General features: G+C 63.9%; 15 protein-coding genes. 7 read left to right on the forward strand and 8 right to left on the reverse strand.

The annotated features are described in order from the left end of the window. Positions 1-67: 67 nt before the first annotated feature. From HYH08_RS02730 to HYH08_RS02745, 4 genes are all read left to right on the forward strand, one after another. Entirely contained in the window at positions 68-1,348 is a 1,281-nt protein-coding gene (locus HYH08_RS02730; RefSeq protein WP_220008187.1) for a hypothetical protein, read from the forward strand. A gap of 205 nt (positions 1,349-1,553) precedes the next feature. Further along, complete coding sequence (locus HYH08_RS02735) at positions 1,554-2,633, forward strand: hypothetical protein (protein WP_220008188.1); 1,080 nt, start codon at positions 1,554-1,556, stop codon at positions 2,631-2,633. 224 nt (positions 2,634-2,857) lie between these two features. Continuing rightward, entirely contained in the window at positions 2,858-4,480 is a 1,623-nt protein-coding gene (locus HYH08_RS02740; protein ID WP_220008189.1) for an ABC-F family ATP-binding cassette domain-containing protein, read from the forward strand. Between the two features lie 69 nt (positions 4,481-4,549). Further along, the gene (locus tag HYH08_RS02745; RefSeq protein WP_220008190.1) at positions 4,550-5,425 is read left to right on the forward strand and encodes an MBL fold metallo-hydrolase; all 876 of its coding nucleotides are present in this window, start codon (positions 4,550-4,552) and stop codon (positions 5,423-5,425) included. Between the two features lie 167 nt (positions 5,426-5,592). Here HYH08_RS02745 and HYH08_RS02750 read toward each other — a convergent pair whose 3' ends face one another. The 3 genes from HYH08_RS02750 to HYH08_RS02760 form a co-directional block, all read right to left on the reverse strand. Then, positions 5,593-6,684, reverse strand: a complete 1,092-nt coding sequence (locus HYH08_RS02750; protein WP_220008191.1) for a type II asparaginase — start codon at positions 6,682-6,684, stop codon at positions 5,593-5,595. 218 nt (positions 6,685-6,902) lie between these two features. Next, a complete protein-coding gene (locus HYH08_RS02755; protein WP_220008192.1) occupies positions 6,903-7,151 on the reverse strand; it encodes a hypothetical protein in 249 nt (82 codons plus the stop codon). Positions 7,152-7,324: 173 nt separating this feature from the next. After that, positions 7,325-8,290: an alpha/beta hydrolase gene (locus HYH08_RS02760; protein WP_220008193.1), complete on the reverse strand. Its 966-nt coding sequence runs from the start codon at positions 8,288-8,290 to the stop codon at positions 7,325-7,327. Between the two features lie 101 nt (positions 8,291-8,391). On the opposite strand from HYH08_RS02760, the gene HYH08_RS02765 reads away from it, so the two are divergent. Beyond that, positions 8,392-8,604, forward strand: a complete 213-nt coding sequence (locus HYH08_RS02765) for a hypothetical protein (protein ID WP_220008194.1) — start codon at positions 8,392-8,394, stop codon at positions 8,602-8,604. 331 nt (positions 8,605-8,935) lie between these two features. On the opposite strand, the gene HYH08_RS02770 is transcribed toward HYH08_RS02765, so the two are convergent. Genes HYH08_RS02770 through HYH08_RS02780 form a run of 3 tightly spaced genes read right to left on the reverse strand, consistent with a single transcriptional unit; the run spans position 8,936 to position 11,537 of the window. Beyond that, positions 8,936-10,057 (reverse strand): HD-GYP domain-containing protein, encoded by a 1,122-nt coding sequence (locus HYH08_RS02770; RefSeq protein ID WP_220008195.1) that lies wholly within the window; start codon positions 10,055-10,057, stop codon positions 8,936-8,938. A gap of 58 nt (positions 10,058-10,115) precedes the next feature. Further along, complete coding sequence (locus HYH08_RS02775; RefSeq protein WP_220008196.1) at positions 10,116-10,448, reverse strand: PilZ domain-containing protein; 333 nt, start codon at positions 10,446-10,448, stop codon at positions 10,116-10,118. Between the two features lie 3 nt (positions 10,449-10,451). After that, a complete protein-coding gene (locus HYH08_RS02780; protein ID WP_220008197.1) occupies positions 10,452-11,537 on the reverse strand; it encodes a DUF2336 domain-containing protein in 1,086 nt (361 codons plus the stop codon). 298 nt (positions 11,538-11,835) lie between these two features. Here HYH08_RS02780 and HYH08_RS02785 point away from each other — a divergent pair, with 298 nt between their 5' ends. Both HYH08_RS02785 and HYH08_RS02790 read left to right on the forward strand, forming a co-directional pair. Next, positions 11,836-12,783 carry an AraC family transcriptional regulator gene (locus HYH08_RS02785; protein WP_220008198.1) on the forward strand — a complete coding sequence of 316 codons (948 nt, stop codon included), beginning with the start codon at positions 11,836-11,838 and terminating at the stop codon, positions 12,781-12,783. Between the two features lie 36 nt (positions 12,784-12,819). After that, complete coding sequence (locus HYH08_RS02790) at positions 12,820-13,410, forward strand: NADPH-dependent FMN reductase (protein WP_220008199.1); 591 nt, start codon at positions 12,820-12,822, stop codon at positions 13,408-13,410. Between the two features lie 215 nt (positions 13,411-13,625). On the opposite strand, the gene HYH08_RS02795 is transcribed toward HYH08_RS02790, so the two are convergent. Together HYH08_RS02795 and HYH08_RS02800 are read right to left on the reverse strand one after the other, a co-directional pair. Continuing rightward, a complete protein-coding gene (locus tag HYH08_RS02795) occupies positions 13,626-15,707 on the reverse strand; it encodes a methyl-accepting chemotaxis protein (RefSeq protein WP_220008200.1) in 2,082 nt (693 codons plus the stop codon). A gap of 134 nt (positions 15,708-15,841) precedes the next feature. Continuing rightward, complete coding sequence (locus HYH08_RS02800) at positions 15,842-16,282, reverse strand: DUF1810 domain-containing protein (RefSeq protein WP_220008201.1); 441 nt, start codon at positions 16,280-16,282, stop codon at positions 15,842-15,844. Positions 16,283-16,333 lie beyond the last annotated feature (51 nt).

Genomic DNA, 16,333 nt, shown 5'->3' on the forward strand with positions numbered 1-16,333 from the left:
GTGGTCTTGCCTTGCCCGCCGAGTAAGCCTAGCTTGCACAAGTTGTGGTAGAAGGCGGTTTGATCCGATGACGCGCCGCTGGGCATGCAGGGCAGGAATCGAAACAAGCGCGCGCTTGCGCCGCTCGATGGTGCGTTGGCTCCGCGCATCTTTCGCGGTCGTCGTCCTCCAACTGCTAATAGGCTCGCTTGTCAGCGAGGCCTGGGCTGATGCTCCTAGCAAGCCCGCGTTGACGGTCATTCTCGAGCGTAACGAAATCCTTGCCGGTCAGACGATGAGCTTCAGTCTGTGGATCGAGAATGCCACCGATGCCAAGATGACCAAAGCTAGGCTCATCCTGTATGGCCCCGCCTCCCTGAAGATCGGGAAATTCGGCAAGAATGACGCATGCACTCCGGAAGACGCGATCGATCTCGGTGACATTGAGTCCGGCTCAACTCGGGTCTGGAATGGACTGTGCTTGCAGGCAGGTTCAAGCATCGAAGAGCGAGACGAAAACCTGGGCTTCGGCGTCAGCTATTCGCTCGAGAAAGACAAAAAGATAACTTCAGGCGCAATTGTTTCGGAAAAGAAGCTCAGCCTCGGTCTGTTCGGAACTGAAAGCGTTGGCGGTGTTTCACTGCGGCTCGCGTCGTATATCATTCCCGGCGTGTTTTTTCTGATGATCTTGCGATTGTGCGCGCCGCAGTGGAATATGGAGCTCGGCGCGACGGAGTCCGCCACACTCAGCATCTTGATCTCGGTTCTCTTGTTTCTTCTGGCGGCGTTTGGGCTCCCATCCTTGCATCTGCGTTTTGCAGGGATCGGATCAACCGTAAACGCGCTGGCGTTTCTCGTGCAGTGTGGATTCGCTGCCGTGTTGGCCCTTATCGTAGCCGCCGTTTTGCATGGCATTTCATGGATCCAGGATAACCGGCGCAATGCTCGTATTGTCCAGGGAGCCGACAGCGAGTCCACGATAATTCTGAAAGCTCTGCGCGCCGCCGACGGCAAGTTCGAGCCGGTCATGATGGCCGCGGACAACAAGCAATTCTTCGGTTCACTCGTGGTGCCGGCAAACAACGGTGGCAGTTTCTTGCTCGGATGGTTTCAGCTCAAGGTGCCGGACGACAAACGCCGATCGCAAGCGGAGGAATGGGTTCGTAGGAACGAGTTCGTCCAACTGTTGGAGAATGCGGCCCGCTGGGGTATTGCTCCTACCATGATGGACCCGATCAAAGTGCCGGACGCCGGTGGGGATCTTCAGCCGACTTCGGAGATGAGGATGTACTTCGACGGGAAGGCGGTGCGGTCGACGGCCGGGCGAGCGGAGCTTAAAGGGAGGACACCTCTCACCGTGAAACGGTGAGCGGCTGGGGCCAGCCTTGCGGCTGGCCCCAGGAGATAGCTGCCGCCTTGCTCGCCTTGGCTGGCATGCAGTGGCGGCATGTTTGGGCTGTCGCCCAGCTGTACAGCCCATCCAGGGTATCTTGCCCAGCGCAAGAAGACAAAGGTTTTGCAGTTGACCGACAGGAAGTTGCCAATCGGGATGCGGCGCTTGCGAGGGATCTGAAATGGCGCGCGTAGTGTACTGCGTTTTCGATGTTCACCTCTGGTCTCAGCCGTTCATCGCGACCGATTTCGATCCAAGAGTTCACTTTCTTTTGTCCTCGGCCGGCTATCGCCAGATGCGCGTTGGCGGGGCCAAAATCGAACTGGCGAATCTGGTCCTGTTTCCGCTGCGTGATGAACTGGATCTGCGCCGGAATCACTTTTGGCCGCGCTATCAGACGGCTGCTGACAATGTTCCCGGAAGCATCCCCGGGTTTGGGGATGCCTGCGATTTCATGTGGCCTCTTCGCTGCAGGCCCAAGAATTTCGATGTGGCCTTGAATGGAGCGGAGTGGAACGCGGGCGGGAAGGCGCGATCAACGATCTGGCTCTGGCCGTTCGGCTGGTCTTCCTTGCTCGAGTTGGAATTTTCCGCAGGCGATCAATTTGACGACCTGTTGGAAGCTGGAATCAGGCTTCGTCAGAAAGACCCAGCTCCCTTGCTCCTCAATGGGAAGGCGGCTGCGGTCTCGACCGCGCTTGCGCATCTGTCGCAGCTCGTCAGGCAGGACCTATGCACACCGGCTGCACAGGGGAGGGCGATGGAATCTATTCGCCTTCCACGCTACGTCGTGTGCGCCCTTGAATTGCCGAAAGGGTTTCGGGTTGGCCGCGACATCGATATGGCCGAACGTAAGGCGCTGATCGGCGCGGTTCGCGGCCAGCAACTCGACGGAACAAAGTTTCTGAGCAATCAGCCCTTGTTCACGCCGCTCGGCGACGGCAACTTTGCGGTGACCGACCTCGATGCGGGAACGGTGATAGTCCAGCGGTATTGGCAGGATCGCGGCGACACGAAACGGGAAAGCAATCATTGTTTCTACGTCAACTCCCGGAATTTCTTTTCTATCTTTCTCACGCTTCGTCGGTTGATCGCTTACCTTGCGGTGAACTCGAAGGGCGATCCAAGGGCGGTCGCTGCCGCATCGGTCTTGGCCTCCTTGCCCGCCCAATACCGGAACAGGCTCTGTTCGGAGTTCGCAGCCAAATACGCGCCGCAGCCGAGTTCGAGTGGCGCGAGCCCCGCTTCACAGGCCCCATGACGTGACCCTCGTGACAACGGGCGCCCGATGGCTCGGCCGGTGTGCTTGGGGCTCAAGCGGATAGCGGGCCGGCCCTCCCCGGATGCGAAGCGTCGTATCGGGAGCGTCGGGGCGAATTGCAGATGCAGGCGTTTGGCGAGCCAAGCCCGTACCCCGCCGGGCTTCCCCTGGCGTCCCGTATGGCCTATGACGCTGCAACGCAAAAATCCCCCCAAAAAGACCCCATGATCCGCCTCGATAACGTCAGCAAGCAAGCCGGCCACCAGATCCTGTTCATCGAAGCCTCCGCCGCCCTCAACAAGGGCGAGAAGATCGGCCTGGTTGGGCCGAACGGCGCCGGCAAGACCACCCTGTTCCGGATGATTGCCGGCGAAGAACTGCCCGACGAGGGGCAGGTCTCGACCGATCGCGGCATCACCATCGGCTATTTCAACCAGGACGTCGGCGAGATGAGTGGTCGCAGCGCCGTGGCCGAGGTGATGAATGGGGCGGGTCCCGTCAGCGAGGTCGCGGCCGAGTTGCGCCAGCTCGAGGCTGACATGGCCGACCCCGACAAGGCCGACCAGATGGACGAGATCATCGCGCGCTATGGCGAGGTCCAGCACGCCTTCGAGGAGCTCGACGGCTATGCGCTCGACGGCCGGGCGCGCGAGGCGCTGTCCGGCCTCGGCTTCAGTCAGGAGATGATGGACGGCGACGTCGGAAAACTCTCGGGCGGCTGGAAGATGCGCGTGGCGCTGGCGCGTATCCTGCTGATGCGGCCCGACGTCATGCTGCTCGACGAGCCGAGCAACCATCTCGATCTCGAAAGCCTGATCTGGCTGGAGAAGTTCCTGCACGACTACGAGGGCACGCTGCTGATGACCTCGCATGACCGCGAGTTCATCAATCGGGTGATCTCCAAGGTGATCGAGATCGATTCCGGTTCGCTCACGACCTATACCGGCGACTACGAGTTCTACGAGCAGCAGCGCGCGATGGCCGAGAAGCAGCAGCAGGCGCAGTTCGAGCGCCAGCAGGCCATGCTGGCCAAGGAGATCAAGTTCATCGAGCGCTTCAAGGCGCGCGCTTCGCATGCCGCGCAGGTGCAGAGCCGGGTCAAGAAGCTCGACAAGATCGAGCGGGTCGAGCCGCCGCGCCGCCGCCAGAGCATCGCGTTCGACTTTCCGCCGGCACCGCGCTCGGGCGAGGACGTCGTCGCGCTCAAGAACGTCCACAAGGGCTATGGCAGCAAGCGCATTTATGACGGGCTCGACTTCATGATCCGCAGGCGCGAGCGCTGGTGCGTGATGGGCGTCAACGGCGCCGGCAAGTCGACGCTGCTCAAGCTGATTGCCGGCGCGAGCGAGCCGGACGAGGGCACGGTGTCGGTCGGCGGCAGCGTCAAGATGGGCTATTTCGCCCAGCACGCGATGGACCTGCTCGACGGCGAGCGTACCGTGTTCCAGTCGCTGGAGGACCAGTTTCCGACCGCAGGGCAGGGCTCCTTGCGTGCGCTCGCGGGCTGCTTCGGCTTCTCGGGCGACGACGTCGAGAAACGCTGCCGCGTGCTCTCGGGCGGCGAGAAGGCGCGCCTCGTGATGGCAAAGATGCTGTTCGACCCGCCGAACTTCCTTGTGCTGGACGAGCCGACCAACCATCTCGATCTCGCCACCAAGGAGATGCTGATCAAGGCGCTGTCGGATTTCGACGGCACCATGCTGTTCGTTTCGCATGACCGCCACTTCCTGGCGACGCTGTCGAACCGCGTGCTGGAGCTGACGCCGGAGGGCATCCACCAGTTCGGCGGCGGTTATACGGAATATGTCGCGCGGACCGGGCAGGAGGCACCGGGGTTGCGGAGCTAGTATTCCGCGGCGCGCCTTGACGCGCTAACGTCTCCCATTACGCTCCCTTCAAAAGGGGAGTGAACGACCATGAAGCAGCTCAGGATCGGCGATATCACCATCGATGCGGTGATCGAGCGGGAGGGGCCGTGGCGGCGGCCGCAGGATTTTTTCCCGGCTTATGACGAGGGCGTGTTCAAGCGCCATCTGCCGACGATGGAGCCGGAGGTGTTCGACGCCGCGCGCGGCATGATCGTGATCACCTATCAGACCTTCGTGGTACGCACGCCGCGCTATACGATTCTGGTCGACACCTGCACCGGCGAGGATAAGGGCCATCCGCCGCCGTTCGACTTTCCCGGCAAGGAGCGCTGGCGCAACGAATTGTTCGCGCTCGGCATCTCCTTCGAGCAGATCGACTACGTCTTTTGCACCCATCTGCACATCGACCATACCGGCTGGAACACCACGTTGCGCGACGGCCGCTGGGTGCCGACCTTTCCGAATGCGAAATACGTCTTCCACAAGGGCGAGTACGCGGCATGGGAAGCCGAAAACGCCAAGAACAATGATCCGCCCGGAACCGTATTCCGCGACAATTGCCTGCCGATCGTCGAGGCGGGGCAGGCGCTGCTGGTGGATGACGATTACGCGCTCGACGATACCGTCACGCTGACGCCGACGCCGGGGCATTCGCCTTGCCATTGCTGCGTGAACATTTTTTCCAGGGGGCAGCGGGCGGTGGTCGCGGGCGACCTCATGCACCACCAGATCCAGTGCCGCGAGCCGGAGTGGTCGTCGAAGCCCGATTGGGATTCCAAGCAGTCGGCGGTGTCGCGGCGAAAATTCTTCGCCTCCGTCGCCGACACCGACACGCTGATCCTGCCGATTCACTTTCCGGCGCCGACGGTCGGCCTGATCAAGCCGTTCGGCGCCGCGTTCGACTACCGCTACAAGCGGGATTAGAGCTTTTCGCCGTCGGTGGACGTGTAGCCCGGATGGAGCGCAGCGCAATCCGGGGTGGGACCATCCGCATCGCACGACCGTCCGCGTGGTACCGAACCCGGATTACGCTTCGCTCCATCCGGGCTACCGGGCCTCAGCGCTCCGGGCGCGCCTGCGGCCCCGGCGCCCTAGTAGGTGTAGAACATCCGCTGGATTTCCTTGGTGTCGGTCGTCTTGGTCAGCGCCAGCATCAAGAGGATGCGCGCCTTCTGCGGATTGAGCGTATCCGAGACGACGAAATCGTGCTCGTCGTCCTTGGCCTCGCCATTGCGCGCGACGATGCCGTTGCCGACGCGGCTGCTGCGAACGATCACGACACCCTTCTTGCGGGCCTCGTCGAGCGCCGGCTCGACCGCGGGCCGGGCCAGGCTGCCGTCGCCGACGCCGGCATGCACGATGCCCTTGGCGCCGGCGGCGACAAAGGCGTCGACCGCGACCCGGTTCATGTTGGCGTAGCCGTAGACGATGTCGACCTGCGGCAGGACATCGAGATTGGACACGTCGAACTCGGAATCCGCCGTGTTCCGGCGGGTCGATTGACGATAGAAGTACGGCTTGTTGCCCTGCATGTAGCCGAGAAAGCCGAGCTCTGGCGTGCGGAAGGTGTCCGCCGTCGAGGTGTTGTTCTTGGTGACGTCGCGCGCCGCGTTGATCTGGTCGTTGAGCGCAACCAGCACGCCCTTGCCGACCGCCTCTTCACTGCCGGCGAGGATCACGGCATTGAAGAGATTGATTGGTCCGTCCGCGCTGATCGCCGTCGACGGCCGCATCGCGCCGACGACCACGACCGGCTTCTTGCTCTTGACGACGAGGTTCAGGAAATAGCTGGTCTCCTCGATCGTATCGGTCCCGTGCGTGATCACGATGCCGTCGACGTCGTCCTGCGCGAGCAGCGTGTTGACGCGCTTGGCAAGCTTGAGCCAGTAGTCATTGTTCATGTTCTCGCTGGCGATCTGGAAAACCTGCTCGCCCTTGACGTTGGCGACCGTTTTCAACTCGGGCACGGCGTTCAGGAGCGTTTCGATACCCACGGTGGCCGCGGTGTAGCCGACCACGGTGGTGCTGCTCGCCCCGCTGCCGGCGATCGTGCCGCCGGTCGCGAGAACCGTGACGTTGGGCAGACCGGGGCCCCTCGCGTTCGCAGCGTCAAGACTGACGAGCAGTGCGACCAGCAAGCTCATCGTCGCCATGATCGGATTACGCACTTGAAGTTGCCACATCTTGACGTCCCTTTCGCAGAAGCCTCGTCCATGCGCCCCGGATTCACTCAGCGCTGCATGATCCGCCAGCGAGCGGCTTCTGTCTAGGGTCGTGATGTCTTGGGATGACGCGCAGCGCGCGTTATGCGGAAGCAAGAAAGTCGATGCCCGGGACAGGCCCGGGCATGACGCGTTTCGCGGGGCGATTGCTCGCTAAAGAAGCAGCAGATCCGCAGCGATCAGGCGCTGGTCTCGCACTTCTTCATGAAGCTGTTCTTGGCGGCGCCGGCGAGCGGCTTGCCGTCGGAGCCGACCGCCTTCGGCGTGCACGCGTCTGCCTTGCACTTCTTCAAGAACGAGGTCTTGGCTGCGCCGGCGAGCGGCTTGCCGTCCTTGCCGACCGCCTTGCTCTCGCAGGTGTCGTCGGCCAGCGCCGAGCCCGCTGCGAAGGTGGCAACGATCGCCGCGAGGAAAATCCGTTTCATCATGGGTGTCTCCCTAAACCAGAAATTGGCGGCGCGAATTGGAGACCGGAATCGTGGCGCAATCAAGCAGGATCAGGCGTGAGCCATTCATGCGCGGTTCATTTTCTCCAGCGGTCTAGGAGGGCGACGGCCCTGATGAGCGCATCGGACATCGCCGCCTGATTCCCGGCGCAGGATCAGGTGCCGCGCGAGAGCAAGGCCTTGAAGTCGGCACGCGCCCGTTGCGCTTCGCTACGAGCAGCCTCGGATGCATCGCCGAGGCCGAAATAGCCATGAATGAGCCCGGCGCCTTCGTGGTGCTTGACCCGGACGCCCGCGGCCTCAAGCGCCCGCGCATAGGCCGCGCCCTCGTCGCGCAGCGGATCGTACCAGGCGGTGGTCACAACCGCGGGTGCAAGGCCCTCGAGCGAGGTGGCGCGCAGCGGCGAGACCCGCCAGTCGGCGGCATCGCTGGCCTCGGTGAGATAATGGCCGCAAAACCATTCCATCGTGGCGCGCGTCAGGAAGTAGCCTTCGGCATTCTCGGCGCGCGACGGATAGCGTGCGTTCTCACGCGCATCGGCATAATGGCCGAGGACGTCGGTCACGGGATAGACCAGCAGTTGCGCGGCGAGCTTGATGCCGGCATCGCGGCAGGCGAGGGCGGTCGTGGCCGCGAGATTGCCGCCGGCGCTGTCGCCAGCGACGCCGAGGCGTTTCGCATCGCCGCCAAATTCCGCGATGCGGCTGAAAATATCGCGCGTCGCCGCGAAGGCGTCCTCGAACGCGCCAGGAAAGCGCGTCTCCGGCGGGCGCCGATAATCCACGGAGACGACCACCCCACCGGTCTCGATGGCCAGATTGCGCGCCTGCCGGTCGTGGGTCTCGAGATCGCCGGCGACCCAGCCGCCGCCATGGAAGAACACCACCGTCGGTGCGGGATTGCTGCTACCAGCGCGATAGAGGCGGGCCGCAAGCGGGCCGGCGCCGCCCCTGACTTTGATGTCCTGCACGATGTCGACGGGCGGAGGCGGCACGGCCGCGCGCGAGGCAGCGAGTGCACGCAAGGAATCGCGGGCGCTCTGTGGCGTCATCGTGGCGGGATCGCGCAGCGGCAGCAGCGGGATGATCTGGGCGATGACAGGATCGAGCGGCGCAACCATGATGGACTCCTCACGGGATTCTTGGTCTTGTTTGCGCCCCAGCATAGATTTGCCCGGCACTATCGGCAACCGATTACGCGTTGCACTTGCAATGCTGTGGGATGAGCGAGCGCGCCGGCGGAAGAGGTGCATCGCCGCAAGTCATCATGATCTGCTTTGCGACGGGTTGTTGCGACGACAACTTTGCCGCCAACATGGTTCGCTCGGATTGCGAGGGCAGTGACGATTTTGAGCGCTATGTCGGTTTTGCCGATTGGCACGACGGCCTGTCAGCAGGGCGAGCCCGGTCGCACGGAGAAGAACATTCTCACTGAAATTTTTGGTGTGGAGTCCACGAGGCCTCTTGAAATCTCGACCGTGCGGGAGGAACAATATGCCCCGTGAGAGGTTTGTTGCTGGCGCGAGGGAATTGGCATGCGGCGGCTGGCTAGCCTGGTTCGATGGTTGTTTGGTCCGCGACTGCGGCACCCGATCGACGATGACCCCAGTCTTCCCTTCACTCCCGATGAGCTCTCCAGGCTGATCCGCAGCGGTAAACGCGAGGATATGAAGCTGCTGGCCGAGGGGCTTGCCTGCCGCTCGATTCCCCGACGCGCCAGATATCGCGCGACGCACTGAGGCTCGCGTTCGAAATGGTTGCCACGCTCAGCGCGTGAGCGCGACCTGCTTGAACGAGTTGACCAGCGCCTTCTCAAGCTTGCCGTTCATCCCGCACAGAATATTGTAGGCCTCATTGCGCGGCATCGTCGGCTTGTAGTGGCGGTGCTCGATCAGCGCTGCGAAAATATCCGAGATAGTGAGGATGCGCACGATGTCGCCGATGTTCTCGGCGCAGAGCGCGTCGGGATAGCCGCTGCCATCGAGATATTCGTGATGGTGGCGCACCGCATCGAGGATCTCCGGCGAGATCTTGTCGTGGCCTTTCAGGAAATCATAGCCGGCGGCCGGGTGAGTCTCGATCATGGCGCGCTCCTCCGGATCGAGGCGGCCGGGCTTGTCGAGGATGGCGAGCGGAATCCGGGCCTTGCCGATATCGTGGAACATCGCCGCCGTATACAGCCGTTCCAGATCAGCGCGCCCGACGCCGAGACTGAGGCCAAAGTCGATCGCGACGCCGGTGACCAGCAGGCAATGCTGATAGGTCCCTTCATGGTGGCGCCGCACGGTGGTGAGCCATTCCGACAGGCCGTGCTGGGTGATGCGGTCGGCGATCTGGCGGCCGGCTTCCCTGGTGCCGTCGACATCGAGCGGCTGGCCGAGGGTGACGGACATGAACATCGATGCGATCGCGGTTGCCGCGGTCTCGACGGCGTTGTCCGGCTGCGTCGCGCCAGCTGGCGCTGCGGCCGCATCGTCGCGCGGATCACTCAGCGCCGCCAGCAATTGGATCCGATTGACCGGACCGGGAAGGACGAGTGTCGCCCCGAGCGCATAGGCCTGCGAAACACCGACGTGAGAGGCGTGCTCAAGCAGGAAGATGCGCTTCCTCGCCTTTGCGAACTTGCCGGCTCGTTTCTTGATCGCCGCGATGGTGTCGACGTCGCGCAGCTCGGCGCGGACGACGATGGCGTCCGGCAGCTGCGCCAGCTTGGCATCGGCATCGAGCCGCTCGCCCGCAACGGTGAACTTCTCTTCGAGGATCGCGCAGACGCCCGACAATTTGCCGGAGGAGTCGGCCAGAACCTGCACGAGCGGGCGGGCGGCTTCGGTTGCCCGGGCGCCGCCGTCACCACTCGCGGCCTTCTGTATGGTTCGCGCCTTCTGCACAGTCTGGCCTGGACGTTGACCCTGGGGGGAGCTCGATGCGTGGAATGAAGCTTCGGATCTACTTGCCTTGTGCGGAAGCCTGCGCGCTCGCCGGTTGCTTGCTTGCCGGCTTGCGCTTGCCGTCTGCGGTGATGAAATGGACACCGGCCATGGTGCCGTCGATCCAGACCAGCTCGCAGCGCCGGTAGGCGAGGCCCGTCGAGGACAGCACCATGAAGAATTCCTTGGCCTGGAGCACGTCGAGCGTGCCCTCGACCTCGAGCTTGGCGCCCGACTGTGACACGTCGATCAGCACGCAGCTGCGCCGCCAGGTGCCGTCCGACCCCATCAAATTGACCGGTTGCCGGTGGTCCATCCGCACGCGAGGCATTTTGCGACCATCGAATTTCATCGGCTAACCCCCCATTCCCGCGCCGCGATGTCCCCGATCGCGCATGTTGGCGCTTGCTGCAATTTCCCCCCAGCGCACGGTCCATTGGCTGGTCGACAGAAGAAGCGTTTCGAACAGATGCTGCGCGCGTTCGCGCTCCGCGAAGGACAGCCGCGTGCCGCTCCGGTTGCTCAGGATCGCGAGCGTGGTCTGCCAGTTCAGGCGCGAGGCGCGGCAGGCCATCACCAGGCCTTCGCAATCGTCATCGATCATGACGTGCTCGACGATCTCGATCGGCGCGCCCGACAGCACGGACAGTGCGGTGAAGAGGTTGGCGGTCTCGCCGCGGATCGCAAAGCGGTTCACGGTGGAATCGTTGAGCTTGCCGACGCGGTTGAGCGCGACGATCTCGGGCCTCGCATTCGTGTAGTCGGTTGCGCAGGGCCGCTTTGGTGCGGTATCCCGCGCCGGCGGCACCGCGGATGCGCTGGGCTTGGCCTTCTGCCGGGAAGGGACCGCGAGCAGTTTCCGCACGACGAGGTCAGGCGTGCCGGGCCGCAGCGCCAGCGCCTTCATGATCTCGCCGTCCAGCTCGGCCATGGCGATCAGCGCCGCATAGGCCGCATCGGAGAATTGGGCGCCGGGGTTCTTGATCAGCGCGAGGCAAATCGTTTCCCCGCGCGCGATCAGCGCCTCGGTAACTGCAGGCGCGATGGCGCCCCGCGCTGCGATCGCGCGTTGCTGCGGCTCGCCGCAGCAGACCGCGATCGCCGCGAGATCCGCCGCGGAGATGGCCTGGGACTTGAGCAGGACCGGACACGCCACATCGGGGTCGCTGTGTGAGGCGAGACGCAGCAAGGTCTTGGGCGGCGCCACCTTCAGCTCGGCCAGCGTGGTGCCGAGTTGAGCCAGTGCGCGGACGTCGACCCGCCCGGTCAATCGCAGCAGAACGCCGTCGACCACACCGGCCAGCAGCTCCTGTGGCCGGTCGCGGCTGCTCGTGAGCAACTGCACGATGCCGTCGAGGATGCGAGCGCAGCGGTCCTGCGGACAGGCGGCAACCGCTTCTTCCAATTCTTCCAGAATATCGGCAGGCGAATTTGCCATCATGGCAGGGGCCTGTACTCAAATAAATTTCAACGATCTAACGGCCGCCATTCCGCGCCAGAGACGTTAATTCGAACTTTAGATCTCGCTCTCCCGGGTATGAATGCACCTCCGGCATCGCCGGAAACGATATCGAAATTCGGCGAGGCCTGATGTGCCGGCTTGTCCTTTGAACGGGACACTCGCCAACTGATCCGCGAAGTCAGCGTGATTCCTTCGGCTTGATGGTGACCGATAGGGGGAAGTCATCCGGCATCGTTGCCGGACGCGCGTCCATTGTGACGCGACGTTTCATATTGCCATGAACAGTATTGATGACGCGCCCGCCTTGGCGCCCAAAACATTTCGCTTCTCCGACGTCGATGAATTTCGATATGCCATACGAGGCCTGAGCTTCGAATTCACGCCTTTCGTACGGAAGATTTCGGCTGAGCAGACCATCTTGTCGCTGCCCGGCTGCGACGTGAATTTAACGCGCGCGTTTCCACGCGTCGTCGACGCGCAACTCGTCGAGAATTGCACGGCGATCGGCTTCATGATGGACGATCTCGACGTGCCCATTCGCTTTAACGGCTCGCAGCGAGCCCGCCCGGTCATCGTCATCGGTAGCGGTGGTGCGGCCTACACCACCATCGAGGAGGTGCAGCGGCTGATCGGCTCTGTGGTGTTCAGGCCGGAGGTGACGGATCGCGGCTGGCCGCATGCGGCCTCGAGCTTCAAGATTTTCGAGACGACCGCTGCGGGCCTGAACCGGCTGCGTAGCGTGGTTCGGGAGGTTCTGGCAGCTGCGTCCGAACCCGTCGATGCAACCGGGCTGCCGACGAAGGCCGCGGCGATGAAGGAGTCGCTGCTTGGTGCCGTCGACGAGGCGTTCGAAAGCATCGTGCCCGCGCGCTGGATCCTGCGCGCCAACGACGAGCGAAACTTCAGGATCTTCCAGAACATCCGCGCGCTGTTGTCCGACGACCTCTCGCAGCCGATCTACAGCGAAGAGATCGCGCGCAAGCTCGGCCTGTCCGTCCGCACCATGCATGACGCGGTCCGCCGCTATCGCGGCATGAGCCTGCATCGTTATCTGCGGCTGCGCCGGCTGTGGCTGGTGCGCCGACAACTGCTGGCGGGAGCCGACAGCGTCAAGGCCGTCGCGCTGGCGTTCGGCTTCTGGCATCTCAGCGACTTCTCCAGAAGCTATCGCGACCAGTTCGGCGAGACGCCGTCGCAAACGCTGGAACTCGGGCGCAGGCGATAGCGCGACAAGGTGATCGGTTCGTGCTAGCGTCAGGCCATGAGCAATCGCATCCTTGTCCTCTACGGTTCCTACCGTTCCGACCGCATGGGCATCCGCCTTGCGAATTTCGTGATCGATCGCCTGCGCAGCCGCGGCGATGACGTCGAGTTCATCGACGCCAAGGCGATCGGCCTGCCGATGCTCGATCGCATGTACAAGGAATATCCCAAAGGCACCGCGCCCGAGGCGCTGGAGAAGCTGGCCGGCCAGATCCGCGGCGCCGACGGCTTCGTCTTCGTCACCGGCGAGTACAATTGGGGCATTCAACCGGGCCTGAAGAACCTCACCGACCATTTCCTCGAAGAATGGTTCTGGCGTCCGGCCGCGATCGTGAGCTATTCCGCCGGCCGCCTGTCCGGCGCGCGCGCCTCGACCGCCTGGCATGGCACGCTATCGGAGATGGGCATGGTGGTGGTGTCGAGCACCATCGGTGTCGGCCCGATCGCGCAGACGCTGTCGGCCGACAGCCAGCCGATCGGCGAGGGTGGCAAGGCGCTGGAGCGGTCGTTCCCGCGCTTTGCCGATGATCTCACCTGGTGGATTGAAGCTGCCAAGGCACAGCGCGCACGCAAGGCGCCGCCGTATTGAAGGAGCGGTCTGGGGTCACCTCTCCCCAGCGGGGAGAGGTCGGATTGCTATGGCGCGCAATTGCGCGCCTGAGCAATCCGGGTGAGGGGCCGCAGCATACGGTGAGACTGTAACCCCTCACCCGGATCGCATCTTCGATGCGATCCGACCTCTCCCTTCGGGAGAGGTACACGGAGCTCTACGGTTGAGATCGTTCGCTGCCTTGCTCGCCGTCGTCAGGCCGCGCGGACTTCCCCGAGGAAGCGGTCGAACTGGCCGGCGAGATCGCGCGACTGCGTCGAGAGCTGCTCGGCCGCGCCGAGCACTTCGCGGGCGGCCGCGCCGGTGTCGTCGGCGGCGCGCTGGACGCCTGATATGTTGGTGTTGACCTCCTGGGTGCCGCGGGCGGCTTCCTGGACGCTGCGGGCGATCTCCCGGGTGGCGGAGCCCTGTTCCTCGATCGCGGCCGCAATCGCGGTGCCGATCTGGTCGATTTCGGCGATGACGTCGGCGACGTTGCGGATCGCGGTCACGGTCTCGTCGCTGGCGGACTGGATCGCGGTGATCTGCTCGGAGATCTCGGTGGTGGCCTTGGCAGTCTGGCCGGCCAGCGACTTCACCTCGGAGGCGACCACCGCAAAGCCGCGGCCGGCCTCGCCGGCGCGGGCGGCTTCGATGGTGGCGTTCAGCGCCAGCAAATTGGTCTGCTCGGCAATGCTCTGGATCAGCGTGACGACGTCGCCGATCTTCTGGGCGCCCTCGGCGAGGGCGCGGGCGGTATCGCCGGTGCGGCGGGCGTTGTCGACGGCGCGGGCTGCAATCTCGGTGGACTGCGCGACCTGACGGCCGATCTCGGCGATCGAGGAGGTCAGCTCTTCGGTGGCGCTCGCGACCGTCTGCACGTTGGTCGAGGTCTGCTGCGAGGCGGCGGCGACGACCGCGGCCTGGCTGTTGGTCTGGGCTGCCGTCGAGGTCATCGACTGCGCCGTGCTCTCCATCGTGGAGGAGGCCTTCGACAGGCCGCCGACGAGCTCGGTGACCTTGGCCTCGAAGGCCCGCGTGAGGCCGTCGAGCGCCTGGGCGCGGCGCATCTTGCCGTCGTTCTCGGCCTGCTTCTCGGCAGCCAGCCGGTCGGCGCGGATCATGTTGTCCTTGAACACCTGGACGGCGGCGGCCATCGCGCCGATCTCGTCGGAGCGCGCGGCACCGGGAATCTCTTCGGCCATTTCGCCGTCGGCAAGCCGCGACATCCGGCTCGTCAGGCTGACGATCGGAGCGCAGACGCGGCGGCGGACCATGATGATGAGGCCGGCGCTGGCGATCAGCACGGCGAGCAGGCCGACGAGGGCGATGCCGAAGCTGGTGCGCGCCGCGGAGGAGGCGCCGGAAAGGATCTGCTCGGCATTGTCGTAGAAGGCGTCGCGGACCTCGATGATGGTGCCGAGGCCGCGCTGCGTGGCGGCGTAATAGGTGTCGACGTCGTGCTCGTACTTGCCGGTGATCGCACCTTCCTTCGCGAGCTTGAGCTCGCGGCCGAACTCCTCGATGTAGATCGTGTTGAACTTCTCCAGCGCGGCGGCGATGTTCGCCGGCGTTGCGGGATTGCCGCGCAGCTCCAGCAACGACATCACGATCTGGTCGTTGCGACCCTGCGAGCGGGCGATATCGGCCTTCTCGGTGTCGGTTGCCGGTTTCTTCCCGCCGACGAGATTCTTGTGCAGGCTGGAATTGAAGCCGCCGACATCGCGCAATGTCATCGCGATGTTGGCGTAGCTGGCCTGCCGGTAAGCGTCGCCGTTGAGGATCGCCATGCGGCGGACCTGCTCGTTGAGGAGCGCGGTCACGCCGGCGTTGAGCACGGCGTTGTCGGCGACGATCTTCTTGGCCGCGTCCTTGCGCAACTCCGGCGGTCCCGCCATCGCCTTGTCGATGGCCTCGCGCAGCGCGGTGAATTTGGCATTGATGGCGTCGATGCTGTTGCCGGTGGTGGTGCCGTCGTCGAACGGACCGGGCAGCTCCTTGCGCAGTGCGTTCATCTTGTCGCGCGCACCGTCGGTCTGCTTGCGCAGCTTGTCATGCTCGGACAGCTGTGCCGGATCGTAGGTCGCCGGACCATAAAGGATGTTGGTGGCAAAGCCGCGCTCGGGATTGAGATAGCGCGGTATGTCGCTGACGGCGCGGACAATGGCGAGCCGCCCTTGCGCTTCGGTGATCCGCTCCATGGTCTGGTACTTCGTCACGGCGACGTAGACGGCAAGGCCGCCGCCGACGGTCGAGAGCGAGACGATGGCGGTGGTCAGCAGGGTACCGATTTTCATGGTCTGTCCGGCAATTGGCGCGGTGAGAGAAAATTATTCCGCGCAACGATAGGTAGCCGGTATTAACCAGGGGTTTACGCTGAAAGGCGCCATGACCCGCCTGCATGCGTCCATTCGTCCAGGCGTAGGTCGCGCTAACGCGGCGCCTGATCGAGCTTCGCGAGGATCTCCAGCGTCGCCGCATCACGCTCGCCCGCGAAATAGCGGGTGAGCGCATCGCCAAAAATTGGCTCATCGGACACCGCCTCGAACAGCGTCATCGACGAGCGGAATTTGGCATCGTCGGGCGGGCCGAGGATGGCGTTGATGGTGCGTCCCTCGACGGCGAGCACGAGGCGGGTGCATTCGATCAGGCGCGGGCCGAGCACGGGGTGGGCGAGATAGGCCTCGGCCTCCGCCTGCGAGCCGATGGCGTAGCGCTGCGACATGGCGCTGAAGCCGAGGCCGGCGACTTGCGGGAAGACGAACCACATCCAATGGCTTTGCTTCCGGCCCCGGGCCAGCTCCCCCCGAACGGCGCTAAAAACCGGGTTTTGGGCCTGAACGAACCGGTCTAGGCCAAAAGGATCGGTCATTGGGTGCCTTTTGATACTTTTGGGGGTGCCTTGCCGGCCGCGATTATGCCT

It is taken from the genome of Bradyrhizobium sp. BR 10289, assembly GCF_019455385.1.
Classification (GTDB): domain Bacteria; phylum Pseudomonadota; class Alphaproteobacteria; order Rhizobiales; family Xanthobacteraceae; genus Bradyrhizobium.

Bases quoted from the DNA above. Each gene is read 5' to 3' on its own strand.
- HYH08_RS02765 (WP_220008194.1), top strand. From the start codon at position 8,392: ATGAGCGAGCGCGCCGGCGGAAGAGGTGCATCGCCGCAAGTCATCATG.
- HYH08_RS02795 (WP_220008200.1), bottom strand. From the start codon at position 15,707: ATGAAAATCGGTACCCTGCTGACCACCGCCATCGTCTCGCTCTCGACC.
- HYH08_RS02760 (WP_220008193.1), bottom strand. From the start codon at position 8,290: ATGGTTGCGCCGCTCGATCCTGTCATCGCCCAGATCATCCCGCTGCTG.
- HYH08_RS02740 (WP_220008189.1), top strand. From the start codon at position 2,858: ATGATCCGCCTCGATAACGTCAGCAAGCAAGCCGGCCACCAGATCCTG.
- HYH08_RS02800 (WP_220008201.1), bottom strand. From the start codon at position 16,282: ATGACCGATCCTTTTGGCCTAGACCGGTTCGTTCAGGCCCAAAACCCG.
- HYH08_RS02750 (WP_220008191.1), bottom strand. From the start codon at position 6,684: ATGTGGCAACTTCAAGTGCGTAATCCGATCATGGCGACGATGAGCTTG.
- HYH08_RS02790 (WP_220008199.1), top strand. From the start codon at position 12,820: ATGAGCAATCGCATCCTTGTCCTCTACGGTTCCTACCGTTCCGACCGC.
- HYH08_RS02775 (WP_220008196.1), bottom strand. From the start codon at position 10,448: ATGAAATTCGATGGTCGCAAAATGCCTCGCGTGCGGATGGACCACCGG.
- HYH08_RS02735 (WP_220008188.1), top strand. From the start codon at position 1,554: ATGGCGCGCGTAGTGTACTGCGTTTTCGATGTTCACCTCTGGTCTCAG.
- HYH08_RS02745 (WP_220008190.1), top strand. From the start codon at position 4,550: ATGAAGCAGCTCAGGATCGGCGATATCACCATCGATGCGGTGATCGAG.
- HYH08_RS02780 (WP_220008197.1), bottom strand. From the start codon at position 11,537: ATGATGGCAAATTCGCCTGCCGATATTCTGGAAGAATTGGAAGAAGCG.
- HYH08_RS02755 (WP_220008192.1), bottom strand. From the start codon at position 7,151: ATGATGAAACGGATTTTCCTCGCGGCGATCGTTGCCACCTTCGCAGCG.
- HYH08_RS02785 (WP_220008198.1), top strand. From the start codon at position 11,836: ATGAACAGTATTGATGACGCGCCCGCCTTGGCGCCCAAAACATTTCGC.
- HYH08_RS02730 (WP_220008187.1), top strand. From the start codon at position 68: ATGACGCGCCGCTGGGCATGCAGGGCAGGAATCGAAACAAGCGCGCGC.